This window comes from Streptomyces sp. NPDC102462, from assembly GCF_044765425.1.
Taxonomy (GTDB): Bacteria; Actinomycetota; Actinomycetes; order Streptomycetales; family Streptomycetaceae; genus Streptomyces.
Genome location: NZ_JBIWKB010000016.1, coordinates 119,542 through 142,907 on the forward strand (window position 1 = coordinate 119,542; position 23,366 = coordinate 142,907).

Annotated in this window: 22 protein-coding genes and 1 pseudogene; 13 read left to right on the forward strand and 10 right to left on the reverse strand. The window is 68.3% G+C overall.

The genetic code is table 11. The features are described from left to right. Nucleotides 1-21 precede the first annotated feature (21 nt). Both ACIRFL_RS16565 and ACIRFL_RS16570 read right to left on the reverse strand, forming a co-directional pair. Nucleotides 22-855, reverse strand: coding sequence for a helix-turn-helix transcriptional regulator (locus ACIRFL_RS16565; protein ID WP_404028926.1), 834 nt, complete (start codon nucleotides 853-855; stop codon nucleotides 22-24). A gap of 173 nt (nucleotides 856-1,028) precedes the next feature. Then, nucleotides 1,029-2,219 carry an AI-2E family transporter gene (locus ACIRFL_RS16570; RefSeq protein WP_404028928.1) on the reverse strand — a complete coding sequence of 397 codons (1,191 nt, stop codon included), beginning with the start codon at nucleotides 2,217-2,219 and terminating at the stop codon, nucleotides 1,029-1,031. A 245-nt stretch (nucleotides 2,220-2,464) separates the two neighbouring features. Between ACIRFL_RS16570 and ACIRFL_RS16575 the strand changes: the two genes are divergently transcribed. Next, nucleotides 2,465-3,298 carry a chitosanase gene (locus ACIRFL_RS16575; RefSeq protein WP_404028930.1) on the forward strand — a complete coding sequence of 278 codons (834 nt, stop codon included), beginning with the start codon at nucleotides 2,465-2,467 and terminating at the stop codon, nucleotides 3,296-3,298. A gap of 34 nt (nucleotides 3,299-3,332) precedes the next feature. Here ACIRFL_RS16575 and ACIRFL_RS16580 read toward each other — a convergent pair whose 3' ends face one another. Further along, nucleotides 3,333-4,067, reverse strand: a complete 735-nt coding sequence (locus tag ACIRFL_RS16580; protein WP_404028932.1) for a TetR family transcriptional regulator — start codon at nucleotides 4,065-4,067, stop codon at nucleotides 3,333-3,335. Nucleotides 4,068-4,150: 83 nt separating this feature from the next. Between ACIRFL_RS16580 and ACIRFL_RS16585 the strand changes: the two genes are divergently transcribed. Continuing rightward, nucleotides 4,151-5,299: an acyl-CoA dehydrogenase family protein gene (locus tag ACIRFL_RS16585; protein ID WP_404028934.1), complete on the forward strand. Its 1,149-nt coding sequence runs from the start codon at nucleotides 4,151-4,153 to the stop codon at nucleotides 5,297-5,299. 199 nt (nucleotides 5,300-5,498) lie between these two features. Here the strand turns inward: ACIRFL_RS16585 and ACIRFL_RS16590 are convergent, their stop codons facing one another. Continuing rightward, entirely contained in the window at nucleotides 5,499-6,674 is a 1,176-nt protein-coding gene (locus ACIRFL_RS16590) for a tyrosine-type recombinase/integrase (protein WP_404028936.1), read from the reverse strand. Between the two features lie 145 nt (nucleotides 6,675-6,819). On the opposite strand from ACIRFL_RS16590, the gene ACIRFL_RS16595 reads away from it, so the two are divergent. The 8 genes from ACIRFL_RS16595 (at nucleotide 6,820) to ACIRFL_RS16630 (ending at nucleotide 13,259) form a co-directional block, all read left to right on the forward strand. After that, a complete protein-coding gene (locus ACIRFL_RS16595) occupies nucleotides 6,820-7,371 on the forward strand; it encodes a hypothetical protein (protein WP_404028938.1) in 552 nt (183 codons plus the stop codon). Nucleotides 7,372-7,459: 88 nt separating this feature from the next. Continuing rightward, on the forward strand, nucleotides 7,460-7,612 hold the full coding sequence (locus ACIRFL_RS16600) for a helix-turn-helix domain-containing protein (protein WP_404028940.1): 153 nt from the start codon (nucleotides 7,460-7,462) through the stop codon (nucleotides 7,610-7,612). 64 nt (nucleotides 7,613-7,676) lie between these two features. Then, nucleotides 7,677-8,318 (forward strand): hypothetical protein, encoded by a 642-nt coding sequence (locus ACIRFL_RS16605; RefSeq protein ID WP_404028942.1) that lies wholly within the window; start codon nucleotides 7,677-7,679, stop codon nucleotides 8,316-8,318. Nucleotides 8,319-8,628: 310 nt separating this feature from the next. After that, complete coding sequence (locus tag ACIRFL_RS16610; protein WP_404028943.1) at nucleotides 8,629-8,973, forward strand: hypothetical protein; 345 nt, start codon at nucleotides 8,629-8,631, stop codon at nucleotides 8,971-8,973. 14 nt (nucleotides 8,974-8,987) lie between these two features. After that, nucleotides 8,988-9,896 carry a hypothetical protein gene (locus ACIRFL_RS16615; protein WP_404028945.1) on the forward strand — a complete coding sequence of 303 codons (909 nt, stop codon included), beginning with the start codon at nucleotides 8,988-8,990 and terminating at the stop codon, nucleotides 9,894-9,896. Nucleotides 9,897-10,009: 113 nt separating this feature from the next. Further along, entirely contained in the window at nucleotides 10,010-10,354 is a 345-nt protein-coding gene (locus ACIRFL_RS16620; RefSeq protein WP_404028947.1) for a hypothetical protein, read from the forward strand. 672 nt (nucleotides 10,355-11,026) lie between these two features. Then, a complete protein-coding gene (locus ACIRFL_RS16625) occupies nucleotides 11,027-11,767 on the forward strand; it encodes a histone-like nucleoid-structuring protein Lsr2 (protein WP_404028948.1) in 741 nt (246 codons plus the stop codon). A gap of 88 nt (nucleotides 11,768-11,855) precedes the next feature. Further along, entirely contained in the window at nucleotides 11,856-13,259 is a 1,404-nt protein-coding gene (locus tag ACIRFL_RS16630; protein WP_404028949.1) for a DUF3987 domain-containing protein, read from the forward strand. 253 nt (nucleotides 13,260-13,512) lie between these two features. Here the strand turns inward: ACIRFL_RS16630 and ACIRFL_RS16635 are convergent, their stop codons facing one another. From ACIRFL_RS16635 to ACIRFL_RS16660, 6 genes are all read right to left on the reverse strand, one after another. Further along, complete coding sequence (locus ACIRFL_RS16635) at nucleotides 13,513-13,722, reverse strand: DUF397 domain-containing protein (RefSeq protein ID WP_404028951.1); 210 nt, start codon at nucleotides 13,720-13,722, stop codon at nucleotides 13,513-13,515. Between the two features lie 744 nt (nucleotides 13,723-14,466). Continuing rightward, complete coding sequence (locus tag ACIRFL_RS16640) at nucleotides 14,467-15,297, reverse strand: helix-turn-helix transcriptional regulator (protein ID WP_362261988.1); 831 nt, start codon at nucleotides 15,295-15,297, stop codon at nucleotides 14,467-14,469. Beyond that, nucleotides 15,294-15,818 carry a DUF6879 family protein gene (locus tag ACIRFL_RS16645; RefSeq protein WP_404028953.1) on the reverse strand — a complete coding sequence of 175 codons (525 nt, stop codon included), beginning with the start codon at nucleotides 15,816-15,818 and terminating at the stop codon, nucleotides 15,294-15,296. The genes ACIRFL_RS16640 and ACIRFL_RS16645 overlap by 4 nt, the downstream gene beginning before the upstream one ends. Then, nucleotides 15,802-15,993: a hypothetical protein gene (locus tag ACIRFL_RS16650; protein ID WP_030115393.1), complete on the reverse strand. Its 192-nt coding sequence runs from the start codon at nucleotides 15,991-15,993 to the stop codon at nucleotides 15,802-15,804. The genes ACIRFL_RS16645 and ACIRFL_RS16650 overlap by 17 nt, the downstream gene beginning before the upstream one ends. Before the next feature lie 381 nt (nucleotides 15,994-16,374). After that, on the reverse strand, nucleotides 16,375-18,660 hold the full coding sequence (locus ACIRFL_RS16655; RefSeq protein ID WP_404028955.1) for an FUSC family protein: 2,286 nt from the start codon (nucleotides 18,658-18,660) through the stop codon (nucleotides 16,375-16,377). Between the two features lie 127 nt (nucleotides 18,661-18,787). After that, nucleotides 18,788-19,861, reverse strand: a complete 1,074-nt coding sequence (locus tag ACIRFL_RS16660; protein ID WP_404028957.1) for an alkene reductase — start codon at nucleotides 19,859-19,861, stop codon at nucleotides 18,788-18,790. 142 nt (nucleotides 19,862-20,003) lie between these two features. On the opposite strand from ACIRFL_RS16660, the pseudogene ACIRFL_RS16665 reads away from it, so the two are divergent. From ACIRFL_RS16665 to ACIRFL_RS16675, 3 genes and pseudogenes are all read left to right on the forward strand, one after another. Beyond that, nucleotides 20,004-20,372: pseudogene (locus ACIRFL_RS16665) on the forward strand (MerR family transcriptional regulator); the annotation flags it as partial. Nucleotides 20,373-20,586: 214 nt separating this feature from the next. Further along, on the forward strand, nucleotides 20,587-21,792 hold the full coding sequence (locus tag ACIRFL_RS16670) for a cysteine desulfurase-like protein (RefSeq protein ID WP_404028959.1): 1,206 nt from the start codon (nucleotides 20,587-20,589) through the stop codon (nucleotides 21,790-21,792). 446 nt (nucleotides 21,793-22,238) lie between these two features. After that, complete coding sequence (locus ACIRFL_RS16675) at nucleotides 22,239-23,327, forward strand: NAD(+)/NADH kinase (RefSeq protein ID WP_404028960.1); 1,089 nt, start codon at nucleotides 22,239-22,241, stop codon at nucleotides 23,325-23,327. Nucleotides 23,328-23,366: the final 39 nt, after the last annotated feature.

A 23,366-nucleotide genomic window follows, 5' to 3' on the forward strand; every position in this document is an offset into this window, starting at 1 on the left:
GACGAGGCGGAACGCGGGCCTTCATGCCTGCGGCGACATCCTCTGGACCCCGATGGCCGCAAGGAATTCGAGTTTGCTGCGGGCGTCGGTGCCTGGCTGCGGTGTGTACACCACGAGGCGGAGGTTCGTGTCCTGGGTGTTGAGGATGTCGGAGTTCATGGCGATGTCTCCGACATCCGGGTGCTGGACGAGTTTGTGCGCACTCTGGTGCCCGCCCACCGCTCGGCGGCTCCACAACTCGCAGAACCGTGGGCTGTGGTTCAGCCTCGACACCAACGCTGCGAGGTCGGGATCGTCGGGGTACCGGCTGGTCGTCGCGCGCAGGTCGGCCACGAGGGACTCCTCGAACGCCGCCCGCTCGGCCGCCGTCTGCCGGACCCGGGGCAGTTCACCGAGGAACTGCCAGACCAGGACGTTGCGGTCCTGCACACCGTGGGTCGTGGGATCGCCGAACGTGGCCGCGAACAGCGGATTCCAGTGCAGCAACTGCCAGGTGGCGTCGTAGATCGCCAGCGGGTTGCCGGCGAGCTGGTCCACGATCCGGTACAGGCTCCCTGGGATCATTCGTGGAACCCGGCTCCGATCCGCTGCGTGACCGGCCATGCGCATGAGGTGGGCATGCTCGTCGTCGGACAGGTGCAGGGCGCGAGCCAGGGCCGAGCAGACCTGCGCCGAGGGTGTCGCCACCCGTCCCTGCTCCAGCCGGACCACGTACTCGACCGAGATGCCGGCCAGCGTCGCCAGCTCCGCGCGTCGCAGACCGGGGACCCGACGGGGTGAGCCGTGTGCGAAGCCCACCGTCGCGGGGTCCAGCCGGTCCCGCCACGCCCGCAGCGCGGCACCGAGTTGATCCATGCACACCATCCTCCCGCACACCCCGGCCCGCTGGGCGGTACGCGCTGTACCGCGAGCAAGGAAGCCGCGATGAAGGCGTTCATGACAGCGGCCGTCACCGCATCGCGCTACGACGCGGGATCGGTGGTGGGTGTCGAGCAGCAGGACGGCGGCGCGGGCCTTGCCGGTCGTGCTCAGGGCGGTACCGCGCGCAGGGCGCGCAGTACCGCCCAGATGACGGAGATGAGCGGCACCGCCACGACCGCGCCGATCACACCCGCGACGATGCTGCCCGCGATGACGGACACGGCGACGACCAGCGGATGGAGCCGGACCGCCCAGCTCAGCACCAGCGGGTGCAGCACATGGCCCTCCAACTGCCCGATGACGACGATGAGCGCCAGCACCAGCGCCGCCGTGACGGGGCCACGCCCGGCGAGGGCGACGACGGTGGCGACCGCGAGCGCGACCGGCGAGCCCACCAGCGGCACGAACGCGGCGAAGAACTCCAGAAGGGCCAGCGGCAGCGCGAGCGGCACCCGGAGCGCGAGCAGGGCCACGCCCACGAGGACCGCGTTGGTGGCGGCCACGATGATGATGCCGCGCGTGTACCCGGCGAACGTGTGCCAGGCGGCGCGCCCCGCCAGGTCCCACCCCTCGCGGGCACCCGCGGGCAGCAACTGCTCGCGCGCCCAGCCCCAGAGCCGGTCGCCGGAGTGGATGAAGAAGACGGAGGAGAAGAGCGCGAGGGCGATCCCGGTCACCACCTCGACGACCCGGCCGAGACCACTGGCGGCGCTGCTGAGCAGGCTCCCCCGGTGCGTGCTCAGGTAGTGCATCACCTGGCGTTGCAGTTCGGCGAGCCGGCCCGGGCTGAGCCGGAACGGGGGCCGCTGGAGCCACAGTTCGATCTGGTGGATGCCGCCGCGGAACTCTCCCGCCAGTTTCGCCGACTCGCCGGCCACCGCGTTGCCCACGAGGGCGAACAGGCCGAGCAGGACCAGGATGCTGCCGACGAGCGCGAGGGCCACGCACAGCGGCCGGGGGAGCACGTGGTTCAGCAGATCGGTGACGGGGCGCAGCACCGCGGTGATGACGAACGCGAGGAACAGGGCCACGGCGACGAGCTGGAAGCGGCCCAGGATCGTGAACAGGCCGTAGACGACGATGCCGACGAGGATGAGCCGCCAGGCGTAGGCCGCGCCGACCCGCAGCCACGGCACCGTCCGTTCGGGCGCGTCGGACGCCACCGCCGGTGTGCCGTGCGGGCCGGGAGGGACACGCGGCGGCAGCCGCGTCGAGTGGGCGGGCCTGCTGCCCAGGACCGTGCCCCGTGCCCCGCGCCCGCGGCCCGCGCCTCCCGGCCGTCTCTGATGACCAGTCATATCCAGAGCACCGTACGGGCAAGCGGGGCCGCCCGCGGGGTGCAACGCGCACGGACGGGCCGGACGCCGTCGGCTTGGACGCCCGTCCGGGCCTCACTCTTGTCCGCTTTCGTCACGACATGGCGTCGTCCGATCCTACGAACTTCCTGCCCTGGGGCTTCCCTGAAGGCATCTGATAGGAAACCTTCCTGTCAATGCATGGGTCCGGACCAACTCCCATCCCCCCACCTCTGGTTGGAGCCCTGATGCACCTCGGCCATGACGCAGCGTCCCCCTCCGGCGTGCCCCGCCGGACCCTTGTCGTGCTCACCGCAGCCGCGGCCCTCGGTGCCCTCGTCCCCGCACCCCGCGCCACCGCGGCGCAGGCGGCACCGGGCCTCGACGACCCGGCGAAGAAGGAGACGGCCATGAAGCTCGTGTCGAGCGCGGAGAACTCCTCGCTCGACTGGAAGGCCCAGTACGGATACATCGAGGACATCGGTGACGGCCGCGGATACACCGCCGGCATCATCGGCTTCTGCTCGGGCACCGGCGACATGCTCGACCTCGTACAGCTCTATGCCGACCGCAGGCCCGGCAACGTCCTCGCCCCCTACCTGCCCGCGCTGCGCCGGGTCGACGGCACAGACTCGCACGCCGGCCTCGACCCGGACTTCCCCCGCAGCTGGCGCACCGCCGCCGGGGACCCCGTGTTCCAGCAGGCCCAGAACGACGAGCGGGACCGCGTCTACTTCAACCCCGCAGTGCGCCGGGGCAAGGACGACGGGTTGCGCGCGCTCGGCCAGTTCACCTACTACGACGCGATCGTCATGCACGGCGACGGCACCGACGCCACCGGCTTCGGCGCCATCCGCGAGCGGGCGCTGCGCTCGGCCCGGCCGCCGGCGCGGGGCGGCGACGAGACGGTGTATCTCGACGCCTTCCTCGACGCCCGGGTGTGGGCCATGAAACAGGAGGAGGCGCACAGCGACACCAGCCGGGTCGACACCGCGCAGCGCGTGTTCCTGCGCAACGGCAACCTGGACCTGAACCCGCCCCTGGACTGGAAGGTCTACGGCGACAGCTACCACATCGGCTGACGACATGGGTACTGAGTGCCTTTTCCTCGGGCACTCAGTTCCCTGCCTCGGTGTCCCGTTCCTTGACGTCCTCCAACTGCTGCACGATCCGCCACATCGGGGTGCTGCTCCGGGTGACCACGACCAGGGTCTCGCCGGTGTCGCCCCAGGTGCGGTGGACGAGGTCGAGGGCCCGGTCGATGCCCGCCGCGGCATCGCCGCGGGCACCGGAGCGCAGCCAGGCGCGCAGCCCGTAGTTGTGCGCGGCCACCACGCTCGCGGCGACCGTGTACGCCCGGACGTCACCGTCCGGCAGTGTCGCGAACCGCTCCCTGAGATAGCCGGCGAGGGCCCGCTCGTAGCGCCACACCACGGACGTCTCGTGGGCCTTGAGGGCCGGCACCTTGCGGGTGAGCGCGTACCGCTTCACCGAGAACTCGGCGTTCTCCGCGTACATGCGCATCACCAGCCGGGCCGCGCCACAGGCCCGCGCGACCGGGTCGGGGTCCCGGGCCCCCTCCGCCAGATACGCGACCATGTCGGCGAGCGCCCGCTCGTGGTCGGGGAAGACGACCTCCTCCTTCGTCGGGAAGTACCGGAAGAAGGACCGGCGGCCCACGCCCGCCCGGCGCACGATGTCGTCGACGGTCGTGGCGTCGTAGCCGTGCTCGGTGAAGAGCTCGAACGCCGCGGAGACGAGGAGATCCCTGATGGGAGCCTTTTCCTGGTCGTCACCTGCCGGGGCGTCGCGCCCGCCGACGCGCGTGCTGGGGTCGTGCTGCTCGTCCATGACCCGAACGTACCTGCTCCCTTCCGGTGTGGCACTCACTGTGCATAATGAGGGTACTGAGTGCCATATCTGTGGGAGAGCTGATGTCGGACTTCGACCTGTACCGTCCGTCCGAGGAGCACGAGATGCTGCGTGCGTCCGTGCGTGCGCTGGTGGCGGCGAAGATCGCGCCGTTCGCGGCGGAGGTGGATGAGGAGGCGCGTTTCCCGCAGGAGGCGCTGGACGCGCTGGTGGCGAGCGATCTGCATGCGGTGCATGTGCCGGAGGAGTTCGGGGGTGCGGGGGCGGACGCGCTGGCCACGGTGATCGTGATCGAGGAGGTGGCGCGGGCGTGTGTGTCCTCGTCGTTGATTCCGGCGGTGAACAAGCTGGGGTCGTTGCCGGTGATGCTGGCGGGTTCGGCGGAGCTGAAGAAGCGGTATCTGGCTCCGCTGGCGCGGGGTGAGGCGATGTTCTCGTACTGCTTGTCGGAGCCGGAGGCGGGTTCGGACGCGGCGGGGATGCGGACGCGGGCGGTGCGGGACGGTGACCACTGGGTGCTGGACGGGGTGAAGCGGTGGATCACGAACGCGGGGGTGTCGGAGTTCTACACGGTGATGGCGGTGACGGATCCGGGGGCGCGGTCGCGGGGGATCTCGGCGTTCGTGGTGGAGAAGTCGGACGCGGGGGTGTCGTTCGGCGCGCCGGAGCGGAAGCTGGGGATCAAGGGATCGCCGACGCGTGAGGTGTATTTCGACGGGGTGCGCATTCCGGCGGAGCGCATGATCGGCGCGGAGGGCACGGGGTTCGCGACGGCGATGCGGACGCTGGACCACACGCGGATCACGATCGCGGCGCAGGCGCTGGGGGTGGCGCAGGGGGCGTTCGACTACGCGAAGGAGTATGTCCGGGAGCGGCAGCAGTTCGGCCGGCCGGTGGCCGATTTCCAGGGTGTGCAGTTCATGCTGGCGGACATGGCGATGAAGATCGAGGCGGCGCGGCAGCTCACGTATGCGGCGGCGGCGAAGTCGGAGCGCGGGGACGCGGACCTGACGTTCCAGGGGGCGGCGGCGAAGTGTTTCGCGTCGGATGTGGCGATGGAGGTGACCACGGACGCGGTGCAGTTGCTGGGCGGGTACGGGTACACGCGGGATTACCCGGTGGAGCGGATGATGCGAGACGCGAAGATCACGCAGATTTATGAAGGCACGAACCAAGTTCAGCGGATCGTGATGGCAAGGAACCTTCCCTAGCAGGGTTTTTGCAGGTCAGGAGCTGTTTCGAAGGTCCGGCGGGACGCCCCCGGCTTTCTGTCCGTTGCGGCCTGATCAGGGCCGTTCCTGGGCGTCATGCTGGGGGAATCCTGGGCAGATGCCGGGCCGAAAAAGGCCACTGACCTGCACAAACAACACAGCCCCCTGCGCGACGCCGGGGGCTGTTGTCGTACGCGGATCAGGCGACCTCTGATGCCTCCGTCGGGTCGTCGGCGCCGGGCGTCAACATCGTCGCGATGGCCGCCCGGCCACGCTGCTCGGCCCCTTCGAAGATGTAGTGGTAGTGCTCTCTCAGCACGTCCGTACTGCTGTGGCCCATCCAGTCGGCCACATCGTTCTCGGGGACTCCGGCGTACAGCAGCCGCGACCCGTAGTAGTGCCGGAGTGAGTGCGCCTTGCAGTACTTCACCTGTCCCTTGCCCAGAGCCTCCATCCAGATCTTCGGGTAGAAGTACGACGCGTAGAGGTAGCCAGTCCGCGTCACGTTGGGGAAGAGAAGCCGCTCCGGCCCCCAGACACCGTGGTTCTTGATGTGTCGCCGGAGCTCGAAGGCGACGTTCGGCGGGAGGGGGACGGTACGCCCTGGCTCGCCTTCATCACGAGCCTTGATGTGCCGACGCTGGATCGCGCTGTTCTTCCCCGACTCGGTGTCTCCGTCCTCCGCAATCTGGAAGTCGACGCGAAGCGTCTCGGCCTTGAAGTCGATCTGATCTCGGGACACCGCCATGGCCTCACCCAGCCGCAGGCCGCACCCGGCCATGAGCCACAGCATCGCGCGGTATCGCGGAGGAGCGGCATCCAGCATCGCCAGAACTTCCCGGGTCGTGAGCCGCCTTGCGGTGCTCTTCTGCTCCCGGATCTCCTTGGCACGGCTGCCCGCGCCCTTGACCTTCTTGCACGGGTTCCGGCCGACGATCTCGTTGACGACAGCCCAGTCCATCATCCCGGAGAAGAACGAGAACCGCTGACGCCGTGTGCGGGCGGACAGCTTCCGGTCCTGCTCCATCCACAAGAGCCACTGCTCAACATCTGCGACCTTCAGGGACACGATGGAACGGGCCTTGAAGAACGGCTCAATGGTCGTGTTGAGGATGGACCGGTACTGCTTCTTGGTGCTGTTCTCCAGCTTCCTTTGATTGGTCCACTGCTCCCACACGGCCGTCACGGGCTGCTTGCCCAAGCGGTCGTCCAGGTAGGTCCCGGCGTCGAGTTCCTGCTCCTTGCGCTTGCGCTGGTCGTCAGCCCGCTTCTTGGTCTCGAACGTCTTCTGCCGCTGCTTGCCGTCCGGGTCGTACCAGAACGTCGTCCACTTCTTCGGGTCGTCCTTTGACCGCGCGACCCATGCCCTTGCCACTGAAGCGGCCCCCTCCTGCTGCTGTCGACGTACGGGCCCACCCCGCCGTCGCGCCGGTCACTCCCCGGCGTTTCAAGTTTGCGCACTGACCACCCGGGGTTGTCAACACAGGGTGGAACCCCCTGGGTGTGCTAACTTGAGTGATATGGAAGCGGATGACAGTGGGTTCGAGATCACTCAGCAGCAAGGCGCCTGGGTGGTCCGCATGTGGTGGCCCGTGGGGCCGATCAACGGGGGACCACAACGGATCACCATCGAGCCGGCCGAAGATGCCCCTGCCCGTGAGGTGGCACGGGGCATCTCGACCACTGTCCTGCGCAGGCTCGATGTAGCCGCAGCCCTGGAGTTGGCCAAGCAGGCTCCCGAAGCCCAGCGGACGTTGGAGGAGGTGGCAGGGAAGGTAAATGGGATGGGAGAGGCGGCAGGGCTCGCCCTGGAGGGCGAGGGCGTCTCAGAGCGGTACTTGGCCTTGCTTGTTGCCACGTACACCGCCATGGCGGATTTTGGGGCTCCTGCGCCCATTCCGTGGCTGGCACGGCTCATCGGCCGCCGACCTGAGACGGTGAAGGATCATCTGAAGCGGGCCAGAAGGGACGGATTCCTGACCACAGTTGCCGGTAAGGCGGGTGGAGAGTTGACGGACAAGGCCAAAGCCATACTTGTGGAAATGGCTGAAGCAGGTAGCCAACACGGCTAGATCACCTAGCACTTCATATGTATTGAGCCCCCGAGGGTCTTCGGGGGCTTTCTTGCTTCTTGGAGGATGAATGGCGTACCCGAGACTGATGACCGTTGACGACGTCGCCAACTACCTGAGCAAGCCCCGTTCCTGGGTGTACGGCAACTGGAAAGCCGAACAGATTCCGTTCCGCAAGGTGGGTCAGTCTCTCCGCTGCCGACCGGCCGACTTGGAAAAGTGGCTGGACAACCAGAACTGAAGAACCGCGAGAAGTGCATGCCCCCGAGGCGATTCGGGGGCTTTTTGTTTGCTGAGAGGACTGCGTGACTAAGACGATTCCGCCGACTCGCAAGAGGGCCAGAAGAAAGCTGGAGAAGCGAGCGGACGAAATTCTGGCAGCGTCAAGAGAGGAGACCTCGGAGAGTTGGCCTCCGGTCTGGCAGCGGCACGATGAGGAGACCGAGCACGACCGGATAGCCGTGGCTCACACGGGCGCGCATTCTCTGCATGAGGCAGCTTTGTTCTGCATGTTGCCGTCCTACGACCCGCAGGAGGGAACGCAAGAGATTTCGCAACTGATGGCAGAGAGGCCAGGGGTCGACGCGGAGGACACGGAAACGGTTCTGGCGACCGAGGGAGGGTTCCACAAGTCGGGTAAGGAGCAGCCGAAACGGGAGGTGTGGGAACGCTGCCGCTGGCTCGGATGTGGAGAGCCGCTGTACAGCCCTGAGAAGCCCCGGAAGCGCGGGAACCCGCGGAAGTACTGCGACACCCATAAGAAGGACGCCAGGGCGCGCACAGAGCGCCTGAGAACCAGAGGGATATGGGTAGGCAAGCACCGAAACCTCTCCTACATCGAGGAGCACCCGACGCCGATTCCCGAGTGGTTTCGCCCCCTGCTGGAGGACTGCTACCAAGTCAACAGGGACTACTGGCTTCCGCTGAACATGCCGGGCCGGATGTGAGTCTGGCATTTATTCCCCAGGGGTGGAGGGTCATTCCTCTGGGGCCATGCACACTCGGCGGTGTGCCTCTGGCACGGCCAACGGGCCGGGCAGTTCCTAAGTCGTCATGAGGCTCTGCGGACACCTCCCTGTGAGAGGGACAACGTAGAGAAACACTTCTCCCCTTACTTCCTACTTGCATCGTTCACAGTGGGGGGTAAGGGGGGCAGTGTCTTCTCTTACGTTGTCCTCTTGTGAGGTATAGGGCCGCTCTTAGGCGGCCCTTCTCCACTTCTTCTTTTCATTGACTAGCTTTATAGGAGGTGTCGCTATGAGCGACGCAGAACCGATTCCCGAGCCCCAGCCGGCCGACCCTTCCGATTCTGTTCGGGCTGAGGTTGAGCGGGAGTATTCCGGGAAACTGGCACGGGCTGAACTCAAGGGCTACGCAGCCCAGGCCGGGATCACTCTGCCCGATGGATTCACCGAATACCTGGATGGTTCCAAGCTGCTTGGTGAAGACGGCAAGCCTTCGGCTGAGGCTATGGACAAGGCCCTGGCGCCTTTCAAGCTCAAGGAACCGACATTCCCTCACCTTGTCGGCTCCGGCCCTAACCGCAGCGGTGGTCCTCTCCCTGAGCGCCCCCGCGTTTCTCTCGACGTTCGTAAGCGATAAATAGGAGTACCTACATGACCCTTGGCTACCAGAATCCAGGCTCCACCACCTTCATTCCGGAAATTTTCGACGCTGATCTCATTACGCAGTTTGATCTCCTTCTGGTCTGGGCCTCTCCAATTGTTTCCAATAACAAGTATGAGGGGGAGATTCGCACGAAGGGCGATGTCGTCCACATCAATAGCCTTCTTCGTCCCACGGTTGGCGATTACACGATCGCTGATGGAATGACTGCCCAGCGGCCGGAAACCGTGGACCAGGCACTGACCATTACTGAGGCGAAGTACCTTCAGGTTCTCGTGGAGGACGCGGAACGGGTTCAGCTTGCCGGGGGCCTTGACTCGCCCATCAATCAGCAGATGATCCGGGCCCTGGCCCGTGAGGCTGACACCTTCATGGGCAACATCATCGCCACCGGGGCGACGGCGCTTCCGGCCATCACTCCGACCGCTGCCAACATCCCCCAGAGCCTCTACAGCGCGCTCCTGGACATGATGCTGGCCCTGGATGACAACGACATCCCGGCAGGCCGTTACGTGGTCGTTTCGCCGCGTGTGAAGCGGTATCTCATTGAGCATCCGGCCGTGGCCAACGCTGCCGCGTACGGCGAAGGTGGCGTGACTGCTAACGGTGTTGTTGCTCGCCTTGCGGGGTTCACCATCCTGACGACTACGGCCATGCCTGCGGGCGTGGACATCGTGGCGGGTCACTCGGAGTTCGCCACCTACGCGAGCCAGTTCACCGGCTTCCGCGAGGGGCAGTCGGAGAAGTACCGGGCTGACTACATCGACACCCTGCATCTGTACGGAGGGAAGATCGTGCGATACCCGGAGTTGGACACGAAGAAGTCCGACAGCACCTTTGATGAGTCCAAGCCGACCAAGGGAATCGTCAAGGCCGCTGTCACGTGGCCTACTGCCTAACCCCTTGATTAGTTCGGGCCCCTGCCGACCAGTGGGGGCCCGTTCTTCTCACTGTCCGTCGATCAGAAGCCTGCGCCGGCCGTCGACCGCGCGTAACGAAAACTGGAGGTGCCATGCCGAAGATGCGTAACCCGAACTCTCCGCACAGCCGATACAAGGGACTGCTCGAACTGCCCTGGGATCACGGCCTACCGGTGCCCGACATGCCATCTGGCCGGGAGTGGACGGAGGCAGAGCGTGAGCAGTGGCGGCAATGGTGGAGCAGCCCACAGGCTGCTATGTGGGACGAGTCATTCATACCGACAGTGGCTGTGATGCTCACCTACTTCGGGAAGATCCTGGAGGGCACAGCAACCAGCACGCATCAGATGGAATACCGACACCTTGCGGGGGCATTGGGGCTGACCGCAGAGGGAATGAAGCGGCTCGGATGGGCTTTCCAGGGAGACGCGCAGTGAGCGGGCGGCGAGCGGCCAAGGCGGGGGCAGCCGTGTACGACGGGCTTCACCGGACCGGCGTTGAGTGCCCTTGGGTCGACCGCCAATGTTCTGACTGCCTCCAAGAGTTCGCCGCCCATGTAGGTTGGCTCCTTACGCAGGAGACAAGGCCCTGGGCTGACGATGTGAGTCACGATCCGGACCGGTGTGCCCAGTGTCGGCGGTCGCCTTAGCCGACGTCAGCCCTGCTGCTGACCACTGCGCCGCCCGTGGTCCCGCATGCAAGCCCAGTCCATGCACTTCTCGCAGTGTCGGCACTCGGTGCGCTTACTGTCGGGCGGCAAAGAGGTTCCGCAGTCGGCGCACTTCTTTTCGTTGGCGGTTGTGGACGGATCACTCATGGGTGTGGGCTCCTCCCCTTGGGGTGCACATCTTACCAACGCGAGCAATCGACAATTTATCGGCTCCGCGATGACATATTCTGATTGACAAACACGGTCGAAGGAAGGCACCCCCGGTGGGTCCTATTCTTTATAGAATTACCATTACCCCCATATTGAGTAATGTGTCAGTTATTCGTTAGTTACCGTTCTGTGATAGGGATGCGAAAGAATAGGAGTCAAGCGGGGAGGCCGTAGAGCAACGCTCCGGACCCTCACTCAGACTTCCGCACTAACGAAGGAATGCAGCGCTATGCGTAAGACGGTGCTTGTGCCGGTTGAGTACACCTTTTGCGATGCACACATTGCGCGTGACGGTTCTGAGGTTGAGGCCACCTCATCACTGACACTGGGTAAGAACACCTGGCACCTGTGCCTTGAACACGATGTTTCGTTCGGCAGGTACCTCTGTGACGCTTTGGGCGCTCCATCTGGGCGAGAGGCCGTACAGACTGAGCCCGAGTCCATGCCGATTGTTGAGCCTGCCCCGGAGCCGGAGCCGGAGCCGGGGCCGGAGCCGGAAGCGGTTCCCGCTGTGGAGCCTGACCCTGAGCCGGTTCCGTCCGTGATGATCGCTGGCGAGGTGCCCGGTTACTCGTGGGAAGACGCCAGAGAGGCCGTTCGGCGCATGGGCTTTGAGGTGGTTGGCCGTGCCGATGACAGCACGGTCCTGCTGATCCTGGGTGAGGGTGGCGACCGGAACGCCACCAAGCTGCGGGACGCTTCCGAGCGTGGCATCCCTGTGATGGATGTGCGGGAACCGGGACGCTTCAAGTCGGCTGTTCGGTCGGGTGAGTTGGTCGGCGGTGACCCGCTTCCGGAGCCTGCCAAGGTCGACCGTTCCGGGATGAGTGAGCGTGAGCGGAACCGTGCCGTCCGGGCGTGGGCACGGGAGAACGGTTTCACCGTGCCCACCAAGGGTCGAATCCCGATGCATGTGCGCCATGCCTGGGAGCACCGGGACGCGTCGGAGGGAAAAGCGGCAGCGGCCTAACCGCCGCCCCCGCAGTGCCGGGCGTCGAGTGCGCCCGGCCTCCCCGGCCAAAGACCAACCAACCAACCATGTTCGAGATTGAGGCAGCATGAGCACGCCCGTTCTGTACGGTCCTATCGGTCGCGCGGTTCGCCGGATCGCCCCGTTCATTGAGGCGGACCCCTTGGGGGTGTATGTGGCCGCCCTGTCGATGTGGTCGGCCGCTATCGGTGGCACGGTCAAGGTGTCTTCCCGTGGCCCCCGGCCTGTGCTGCTGTGGTCCGCTCTGGTGGCCGGTACAGGGCGCGGTAAAGGAACTGCGCTCCGGGCCGCTCATCACGTCCTGGACGAGGCTCTGGGCCGCTTCCTGGCCACGCACACCACGTCTGGCATCACGTCCGGGGCGAGCATGGTGAATCACCTGTGGGAGCAGCAGGAAGCGACGGCCGAGACGGAGCACGGGCGGGACGTGCGGACTCTGGTGGTCGAGGAAGAGTGGTCGGAAGTGCTGCGCAGGGTGAAGCGGGATGCGTCGTTCACAACCAAGCTGCGGAGCGCATGGGATGGTGCAACGCTCCGGAACACCACCAAGGATGAGGCGCAGGAAGTACGCGACCCTGCCATGGTCCTCCACTGCCACGTCACGCCCTCCGACTGGGCAAAGCACGTGGGCGAGTCGGAAGCGGCGGGTGGCTCTTACAACCGCATCCTTCCCTTCCTGCTGGGGTCGGTGCCGCTGTTGGATGATGACCGGGTGAGCCTGCCGGAGGTGGACGGGCGGGAGCTGGCCGACGCCTACGGGTGGGCGACTGCCCGGCCCCGTGTGATCACGCTTGCAGAAGACGCCCGGCCGCTGTGGCGGGTGGTTCGCCGGTACGCCCGCATCCTGGGTGAGACCCTGCCCGAAGGACAGGCAGTGTTCATCGAGCGAACGGCAGAACAGACGCTCAGGGTTGCGGCCTGCCTGGCAGCGTCCGAGTGCTCGGAGACGATCACGGAAGAGATGCTGTCGGCAGCATTCAGCTTGGTTCGTCGGTCGGTGCAGGATGCCGTCCGCATCACCAAGGGGGCGACCTCCCCGAAGGTGAAGCGACAGCCGCTCAGCCTTGAGGACAAGGTGCGGGCCCGGATCGAAATGTTCGGAGGTCGGGCCACTTCCTCCCAGGTGCTCCCGTACGTGGGAGCGACCGCAGCAGAGGTCAGGGAACTGCCCGGAATCGTCGTGACGGTGGAGCGGTCGGGCAAGACCGGCCGACCGGCCACCGTTTTCACGGTCCGCGGTGACACTTCCGGTGACTCTGTGCCTCAGCCGGCCAGCACGGACAGCGACAGGAAGCGGGACAGTTCCCCTCACGCGGAGGCGCAGCCGGCCAGCGCGGAGCGTGAGCAGAACCGTGCCACTGTGGTCCGGCTGGACACCTACCGCCCGCCCCTCAAGCAGGCCCAGGAGCCCAAGCCGGTGAAGCGGCCGGAACCGCTCATCGACTCCAATCCCTTTCGCGCACTGCTCTGACTGCTCGAACAAACCCAAGAACGCCCCCACTGAATCGGGTGGGGGCGTTCGTTTGCTTGGTCAGCGTCGCAGTTCCCGGTATGAGTCCAGCACCCGTAGTGCAGACATGTACGTCGGCCGGAAACCGGGACAGTTCCGCTCAGTCGGCAGCGTCCACACTTCCCAGCACGCCATGCAGCGCATCACGCCGGAGTGTTCCGGGTCGGACTGTGCACTGCCGCCGCACTGTGGACACTGCTGCATGGTGGCTCCCCTATGCGGCTACGTCGAACTCACCCAGCTTGGCACCGCTCAGGAAGTCGGTCCACTCGTCGGCCGTGAACTCGACCACCTGGCCGGACACGGTGCTACGGACCGCCACCTTGCCGGGGATGTTGGTGGCGACCTCGACACAGCGGGGGTCGTTGTTGTTGTACTGGCACGCACTGGAGGTGCGGAACTCGAACGCGGGGGCTGCGGTCATGCGGGTGCCTCTCTCTGTGGGAGTGGTGCACTGCACTTACGACCCGCCCGGCTGCCTACCTGTCCTTCTTCACGGGGTTGGCTAAGCAACCGGGCGGGGGCTTACGCCGCCCCTGCCGGGAATCCCGATTGGACACGGGGGAGTCCAGTTCGGCCACATCCGGCAGGGACGGAACATGCGGGTCAGGTCACCACCTGATCGGCTCCAGCTCCCCGCCAGCACAGACCGGGCAGGGGACCTTGAACGTGTGATGGCAGGTGAGACAGCCAGCGAACCCGCAGCAGTCGGGACACCAGATTGAGCGGTGACCGATGCACACTCCGCAGTAGGTCTGCGGGGGCGTCGGTGCTTCGACCGCTGGCTTCGGTGGGGCTTTGCGTTCACACTTACGGGCCGGACGTGTTGCTGTCTGAACGCTCACAGCCCGCCCCTGCGGCTCCGCGCGTTGGCCTCAGAAACCCTGCTGCTCAAATCCCCGGTCGGCGGGGCCTTGTAGTCAGGACACTTCGGGCTGCCGCACTCGCAGCGGGGCCAGCGCAAGGCCGAGTTGGGCGCAAGGTCCGCCCCTTCGGGGCCAGGGTTGGTCCTCTGCACCATGAGCACGCCGTCTATGCCGAACGCTCCGGAGAGACGGGAGAGGAACTGTCGGGCCTCACTGCTGCCCAGATGATCAGCCGCTTCGGTCCCATGTGCCTTGCTGTCGCTCACCATGGCCCCCATCTTCGGCGGCCCACGATTGCGCCTCTAGCCTGTTTCCTGTTCCCGCAAAAAGTCGTTGCGGATGCTTTCGATCAGATCCCGCATTTCGTCGCCGGCCAGCGCGGCTCGCTCGAATCCTTCAAACTTATCAACGTAGAGACTCACATCTCGCGGGTCCGTAACGACGACTTCGGCATGGACGGTTTCAACCGTCACCATGCGGTCGTCACGGATGACGAAAGCATGGTTCGCGATGTCATGTTGCTGAACTCGCAGAGGGACTATCCGGATGTCCACGTGGGAGAGCCGCGAAATGGAGACGATGCGATCAAGCTGAGCAGCCATCATCTGTGGTCGCACGATGCGCCAGCGCAGAACGGGTTCGGTGATGATGAACCGGAGTGACTTTGCGTTGTCGTAGAGAACCGCTTGTCGTTCGAGTCGCCCATTGATCGTTCGCGTGAGTGCGTCTTCACTCAGATTGTGCCGTTGCAGAATGGCCCTGATGTACTCGGGAGTCTGGAGCAGGCCTGGAACGAGCGCGGGTTGAAACAGCCGCAGTACAGACATCTGGGCTTCCAGAGCCTTGGCGGCCTGCTGGCCCTTGTGGACCCCGATCCGCTTGAGTAGGCGCCACGCCGTCGCCTCCGTCGCAGACGCGCGTGCGGCTTCCGCGTACTCTGCTTTGACCTCGTCCGAGACACCGATGGCGGTCAGGATGCGCTCTACGTCCGTGGCGCTGGGTGCCAGCTTCGCATTCTCGATCTTGGACAGCTTGGACGGAGACATGAGGGCGCTGCGGGCCACCGCTTTGGCTTCCTTGCCGGATGCCACTCGCAGCGCCCGCAGCGCGGCTCCAAGCTGTGCTCTGTTCACGTCCCGTACTTGGCCCACCATCCGGTGAACGGTTCCGCGTGCGAGAGAGCCGCATCACGGTACCGCGTAAATTCCGCTGTTCGTTCCGGAGGTAGCACTTCCGATCCCAGGTACTTTCCGCCTCCGTCGTAGTTCATCACGGCCACGGATTCGGAGTCGAAGAACCAGAAATCCGGAACATTCTCCAAGGGGTTAGGTTTGTCGGTGATGTCGAGGATGAAGAACTCTTCGCCCCCGCTCACATTCTTGTGATAGCCCCAGCCGAGTTCGAACTTAAGATAGTCCGTGAGCGGGCGGGACAGGATATGGACCCGGTATACCCGCTTCCCCTTCTCGGTGTGCGAGCGTAGTTCTTCGATCCAGCCAGCGTTGTAGTCGTCTGGCTGTGGCTCCCCGGCCAGGAACGCCTGATAGGCGTCGACGCTCCCGGACTTGCTGTAGTCGTCCAGGGTCTCCAGCCGGAATGCCTCGCGCTTGAATGCCTCGAAGAGGTCGCCGAGAGTCCTAGATGAGGTTGTCACGGATGGCCTTCTGGATCAGTTCCATCGGGATCTCGACCAGGGTTTCGTGGGCGGGAATCTGAAGCCCGTGGTCGGTCGGAGTCTCGCCCTGTACCAGGAAGGTGCCACGATCCGTGGCGTAGATCGTCGGGCAGTCCTTGATGTCGCACGTGCTGACCAGCTTGGTGACCTTCATGGTCTGGGTTCCCCTCTCCCGTGCCGCTGCCAGTACCCCGCATCTGGGTTGATGCTCCCGAGGGCTGTGCGCACCGGTCAAGCGATCACGGTTGACGGAACGGGAAACCGCGTAACTTGCGTCGGGCCTGCTCGTATACCGCGCGACTGGCGGCGCTGCCTCCAGCGCGCCTCGGCCTGCGCAGGCTGTTGGCGATCATGGGGAAATGCTGGGGAGGCCCCCTCTGGGAGGGGTGTTCGTGCAGGCCAGGGTCATATGACCTGTAAAGCACGCAGATCTACGAGGGCACCAACCAGGTCCAGCGGGTCGTCATGGCTCGCAACCTGCCCTGAGCGGCCCCGCCCGTTACCCCCTTGACGACGGTCCCGTACTGGCCGGCCGTCAGGTTTCGTGTCGGTGTGCCGCGGTGGCCAGGGCGGGCTGGAGGCGGCGGGCCGCGATCAGGTGGTCGGCGGTCCAGATGATGCGGACCGCCGTGTCCGAGGCCCGCCCGCGCTCGTCCAGCAGATCGCGGCGTACCGACTCGACCAGCCCCGCCGCGCTGTCCGGATCGGGCGGCAGCGGATCGGGCACGCGCTGCGGCCCGTCGAGGCACCCGGCCAGATCCCGGTACCAGCCGGTCACCCGGCCCGCCGCGGCGAGCAGGACCAGCCGGGCGGCGGCCCGGTCGGCCCCGTCGGACGGGTCATGGGCCCGCCGCCACAGCCCCAGCACGGCGTCCGCGGCCAGCCGCAGCCCGACGATCCCCGTGACCAGGGCGGTCATGTCGGCCAGCGGGACGGGCTTGGCGCCGCGCTCGGCCAGATAGCTGCGGAAGGCGTCGTCCAGGCGTCGCGCGGACGCGGCCGCCGCACGCCCCTGCTCCAGCGGCGCGTCGGCCGGCGTCGGCGGTCTGCCGCACCTGCCGACGGCGTACTCCACCGCACCCGCCAGATAGCGGGCGCTGTCGGTGTACGCGGCGGCCAGCGCCCGGTCGACCGCGGCCGTGGCGCCGCGCGGCCAGAAGAACAGGCCGACCAGCACACTCACCGCACAACCCAGGCCGATGTCCTGGATCCGCAGCAGCACGATGTGCCAGTTGGGGTTCTGGCCGACGTTGAACAGCACGACCAGCGTGACGGTGAAGGCCGCCTGGCCCGCCGTGAACGAGACGGCGGCCGGCGCGATGCCGGCGACCAGCACGGCGAGCGGCAGCAGGAACCACAGCGCGGTGCCATGGTGGCCGACGAGCTGCAGCAGCCCCGCGCCGACGACCGAGCCCGCGAGGGTGCCGCCGAGGGCGCGTACCGCGTTCTGCCCCGTGCTGAGCGCGTTCGACCGCAGCACCGACAGCGTGCCGAGCAGCACCCAGAAGGAGTGCTGGACACCGGTCACGTCGGCCAGGGCGACGGCGATGCCGAGGCCCAGCGCGCCGCGCAGGCTGTTGTGCAGCCACACCGAGTGCGGCTGGAGATGGGCCGCGGCCCGCTCGCGCGCGGCGGCCAGCGGCCCCGCGAGCGCCCCGGAGTCGCGGCCCAGCAGCCGCTCCGGCCAGGTGCGCCGCTCCGCCGCCGTGGCCACCCGCACGTTGTCCGCGACCTGGAGGGTCGCGAAGCCCAGCTCCTGGGCGCGGAAGGACACGTCCAGGGCGCCCAGGAAGGCGCGGACCTCCGTCTCGGTCCCCGGACGGTGGTGCACCGGCACCCGGACGGTGGCCGCGCGTTCCAGGCCCGCCACGGCCGTGCACAGATCGGCCGTGGCGGCGGTGATCGTGTCGGGCGCGGTGCGCGGCCCTGCGAGCAGGTCGGCGGCCTGGTCGAGGACCGCGGCGGCGGCCCGCAGCACGGCGTGGGCGTCCGCGTCGCAGGCACGGCAGCCGGCCGGGGACCGTCCGGCGTCGGCCGCGACGGCGGTCAGCCAGGTCAGCTCGTCGACGAGCCGGACGAGGGCACGGGAGCCGGCGGACAGACCCGTGGGCCGGTACGGGGTGGCGTCGAAGGCGGAGCGCAGATCGGCCGCCGCCGACGCGGTCCGCGCGGCGAGTTCCTCGTGGCGCCCGGCCGTCGGCGCGTCCGGCGCGCCCGCCGACCGCGACACCTGGGCACGCAGGTGCGCCGCCGCCGCACGGCACACCCGGGCGGCCGGCGCGCTGAGCGGGTCGGCGACCGGCCGGGGCCACAGCAGGCAGACCGCGAGCAGCGCGGCCAGCGCGGCGAGCCCCGCCCCGGCCAGCCGCGCCGGCACCTGCGACAGCGGCGCGGGCGAGGTCACCGGCAGCACGAACGCCAGCAGCAGCGAGGTGGTCGCGCCCGCCAGCACGGAGCTGACCACACCCGAGAACAGGATCAGGAAGCCGACCACCACCATGACGGCGACCGCCGCCCACGTCGCCCCGGCGACCAGCGAGCCCAGACAGATCAGTACCGCCCAGGCCACCGCGAGCCCCAGATACGCCCGCACCCGCTGCACCATCGGACCGGTGAAATCGACCAGCAGCAGCATCGAGATGGACCCGAACGCGGCGTAGGTCGCCATGACGGGCGAGCCGATCACCTGACCGCACAGGGCGAACAGGGCGGGCATGACCAGCGCGGTGCGCCCGGCCCGACGGGTCGCCGCGAGGTCCGGATCGTGTGCGCGTAGCCATGCCAGGAGTCTCGCCGGCCGGCTGCCGCCCCTCTCTCGCATAGGCCCGCGCACCTCCCGCGGTCGGCCCCTCCGCCTGCCTGGACGACGTCAGTATCGGCCACACCGGGCGCGCGCACCCGGTGCGCGGGGCCGGGCGGGGGCCCCGGCGCCGGGTACGGCGGCTGCCTCAGGCCGCGTACGGGTACGCGGGGTAGGTGAGGTAGCCGGCGTCGCCGCCCTGGTAGTACGTGCTCTCGTCGGCCGGGGCGATCGGCAGTCCGGTGCGCAGCCGCTCGACCAGGTCGGGGTTGGCGATGAAGGCGCGGCCGAAGCTGATCAGGTCGGCGCCCAGCCCCAGCCAGCGGTCGGCCGCGGTCCGGTCGGTCTGCCGGGAGCCCATGGGCAGCACCGGGTTCATGATCAGCGTGCCCGGCCAGGCCCGGCGGAGCCCCAGCAGCGTGTCGTCGGCGGAGGTGGCTTCCAGATGGACGTAGGCCAGCTCCAGGCGGGACAGTTCGGCCAGGAGCGCGGTGTACAGCTCGGGCACGTCGCTCTCCTCGACGCCCCAGAACGTGCCGCCGGGGGAGAGGCGGATCCCCGTGCGGGATGCGCCCACGGCGTCCGCGGTCGCGGCGGCGGCCTCGACGGCGAACCGGATCCGGTTGGTCACCGAGCCGCCGTAGCGGTCGGTGCGCACATTGGCGTTGGCGGAGAGGAACTGCGAGATCAGATAGCCGTTGGCGCCGTGCAGTTCGACGCCGTCGAAGCCCGCGTCGACGGCGCGGCGCGCGGCCAGCGCGTACGACTCGGCGTGCTCGGGCACCTCGTCGGTGGCCAGGGCGCGCGGCATCGGCGCGGGCTGGGGTCCGGTGGGTGTGAACACCTCGCCGACGGCCGGTACGGCCGACGGACCGACGGGCTGGTGACCGGTGGTGTCCGGATGGGAGACCCGCCCGCCGTGCATCAGCTGGGCGAAGATCCGGCCGCCGTTGCTGTGCACCGCGCCGGTCACCGCGCGCCAGGACAGCACCTGCTCATCGCTGTGCAGTCCCGGCGTGCCCGGATTGGACTGGCCGATCAGGCTCGGCTGCACCCCCTCGGAGACGATGAGCCCCGCCGTGGCCCGCTGGGCGTAGTAGCGCGCCATCGACGGCGTCGCCAGGCCGCCCGGGGCGGCCCGCACCCGGGTCATCGGGGCCATCACCACACGGTTGGGCAGCGCCAGGTCACCCAGGCGGTAGCCGGTGAAGAGGGTCGTCACGTCATGTCTCCTCGGTCGTTCAGGGCATCGGTCGCCCGGCAATCGGTGGTGCCCGGCTGCCGGGCACGCCGGTTACGCTAGAACCTGACATTGATGTCAGAGGCAAGGTCTGTGACCTGGTTCACCACCTACGGGAGGCGGCATGCGCATCGGGGAGTTGGCTTCACGGGCCGGGGTCAGCGTCCGGTCCCTGCGGTACTACGAGGAGCAGGGGCTCCTCAGCAGCACCCGCAGCACCAGCGGCCAGCGGCACTACACGGACGACGAGATCGAGCGGGTGCTGTTCATCCAGCGGCTGTACGCCGCCGGACTCTCCAGCCGCACCATCGCCGAACTGCTGCCCTGCGTCGACGCGCCCAGCGAGGAGGCATCCGACCACGCGCTGGAGCGGATGGCCCAGGAACGCGACCGGCTCTCCGAGCACATCGACGACCTGGTCCGCACCCGCGAGGCGCTGGACCGGATGATGGCGGCGGCCCGGCGACACCGTGAGCGGCAGCGCCAGGCCGCCGCGGTCGGCGCACCCGCGCGTCCCGCGGCACTGCCGGCAGCCACGGCGGCCGGGCGGACGCCGACGGCGACGGAGACGACACCGAGGGCGACAGCGACGACGGCGACAGCGACTGCGACTCCGACGGAGACGACGGCATACGGCCGGGTACCGTCGGCGTGACGCGCACCAGCCGCCCGCGTCTTTCGGCCCGCCGCCACCCACAGGAGCCTTCGTGACGTACGACATCGGTGCCATCCGCTCCCAGTTCCCCGCCCTGGCCGCCGGCATCGCCCACTTCGACGGCCCCGGCGGCACCCAGACGCCCCGTGCCGTCATCCGGGCCATCGGCGACGCGCTCGCACAGCCCCTGTCCAACCGCGGCCAGGAGGCGCCGGGGGAGCGCAACGCGGACGCCATCGTCACCGAGACCCGCCGGGCCATGGCCGACCTGCTGGGAGCGCGGCCGGCCGGGATCGTCTTCGGCCGCAGCGCCACACAGCTCACCTACGACTTCTCCCGTACCCTCGCCGCGACCTGGTCGCCCGGCGACGAGGTGGTCGTCACCCGCCTCGACCACGACGCCAACATCCGGCCCTGGATCCAGGCCGCCGAGCGGGCCGGCGCCACCGTGCGCTGGGCCGACTTCGACCCCGCCACCGGCGAACTCACCCCGGACGACGTCCGTGCCGTCGTCAGCGAGCGCACCCGGCTGGTCGCCGTCACCGCCGCCTCCAACCTGATCGGAACGCGCCCCGCGATCGCCGAGATCTCCCGTCTGGCGCACGACGCGGGCGCGCTCACCTATGTCGACGGCGTCCACTACACCGCGCACACACTGGTCGACCTGGATCGGCTGGGCGCGGACTTCTTCGTCTGCTCGGCCTACAAGTTCCTCGGCCCGCACCACGGGGTGCTCGCCGCCCGGCCGGAGCTGCTGGAGACGCTGCGCCCCGACAAGCTGGAGCCCTCCACCGACGCGGTCCCCGAACGGTTCGAACTGGGCACGCTGCCCTATGAGTTCCTGGCCGGCACACGGGCGGCGGTCGACTTCCTCGCCGGCCTCGACGCCGGCGCCACCGGATCGCGGCGCGAGCGGCTTGCCGCCGCGTTCGACGCGCTGGAGGGCCATGAACGCATCCTGCGCGACCGGCTCGACAAGGGGCTGTCCCAGCTCGACGGCATCACCGTCCACTCCAGGGCCGCCGACCGCACCCCCACCCTGCTGCTGACCTTCGAAGGGCGCGACGCGGCGGACGCCTACCACGTTCTTGCGGGGCGCGGCGTCCACGCGCCGGCGGGATCGTTCTACGCCGTGGAGGCGTCCCGCCGCCTCGGCCTCGGCGACCGCGGCGGCCTGCGCATCGGGCTCGCGCCCTACAACGACACCGACGACGTCGACCGGCTCCTGTCCGGCCTGTCCGCATACCTGACGACCTGAGCCGCCCACCGACCTGACCGGCAGCACCGGGGCACCACCGCAGTGGCGGGCCGCCGTCGCGGCGGAGCGGGAGGTCGGACCCGGTCGGCGTGAGCCATCCGGCCGGTACGTTGGGCGCCACCGGGCACCGCCGCGGTGGCCGGTGGCCGGTGGCCGTGGCGGGGGGCAGGAGGGCGGGCTCGGCTGGTGGGAGCCGGCCGTCCACACAGTCCCGATGGCCGGGTTCGTAAGGCGTCGCCGGACACAACCGCCGTGGCCGGTCGTCGTCGTGGCGGGGGAAGGAGGAACACCCGGCGGCCTGAGCGGGACCCCGGCTCACGGCGAGGGCAGGGGACGGGGGTGCTCCCGGCGGCGTGGTGTGCGATGCCGTGGCAGGCTCGATGGTGACCCCGGCCCGTGCGCCGCGCCGGTGCGGGCCGTCGGCCCGCGTGTCCTTGGAGGCGGATATGACCGTGAGCCGCATCGGTCTGGTCGTCCACGGCGGACGCGCGGAGGCCGTGGACGCCGCCCGGGCCGTCCGCGAATGGAGCGCGCAGAACGACGTGCGCTGCGCGGACATCGACGTGTGGCAGGAGGGCGTGCGGCACAGCGCGCAGGAGGAGATCGAGGCCGCCGGCGACCCCGATCTCATCGTCACCCTGGGCGGCGACGGCACATTTCTGCGCGGGGCCCGCCTTGCGGCGGAGCACGACGCCCTGGTCCTGGGAGTCGATCTCGGCCGGGTCGGCTTCCTCACCGAGGTCCCCGCACCCTCCGTGCGCTGCGCACTGGACGCCGTCCGGGACGGGCGGCTCAGCGTCGAGAGCCGCATGCTGCTCACCATGCGCGCCTCGTGCCGCCTACAGGTGCCCGAGGGCATGGAAGCGCTGCTGCGGTACGGCCGCGGACCCCTGCTGCCGCCCCCGCGGGTGCGCGCCGACTGCGAGACGGGGGACGAATGGGGTGTCGCCCTGGACATCACCGCGCTGAACGACGTCGTACTGGAAAAGCTCGCCCGGGACCGGCAGGTGTCGGTGGGCGTGTATCTGGCCGGCCGGCTGCTGGCGTCCTACTCCGCCGACGCGCTGCTGGTGGCCACCCCGACCGGCTCGACCGCCTACAGTTTCGCCGCGGGCGGCCCGGTCGTCTCGCCGCGCGCGGAGGCACTGATCTTCACACCGGTCGCCCCGCACATGACGTTCAACCGGTCCGTGGTCGCCGCCCCCGACGAACCCATCGCGCTCAGGGTGCTCGAACGCTCCGGCCGGGCCGCCGTCAGCATCGACGGCCAGCTCCGCGGCGTCCTGAACCCGGGGGACTGGATCGGGGTGTACCCCTCGCCGCGCCGGCTGCGCGCGGTGCGGTTGGGTCCGATGGACTTCTACGGCCGGCTGCGCGAGCGCATGAACCTCACGGACGCCCCGGCCGCGGTCGCCGACGGCTTTGCCGCGCCGCTGTGGCCGGTCCGCTCACCGCCCCCCGGTGATCTCGCACACCTCGCGCTCCCCACGAGTCCGGACGCAGGCGGCGCCCTCCCGGGCCGACCGCCCCACTGACCACCAACGCACCCCCCGCCTCGTACCCCACCCGCCGCC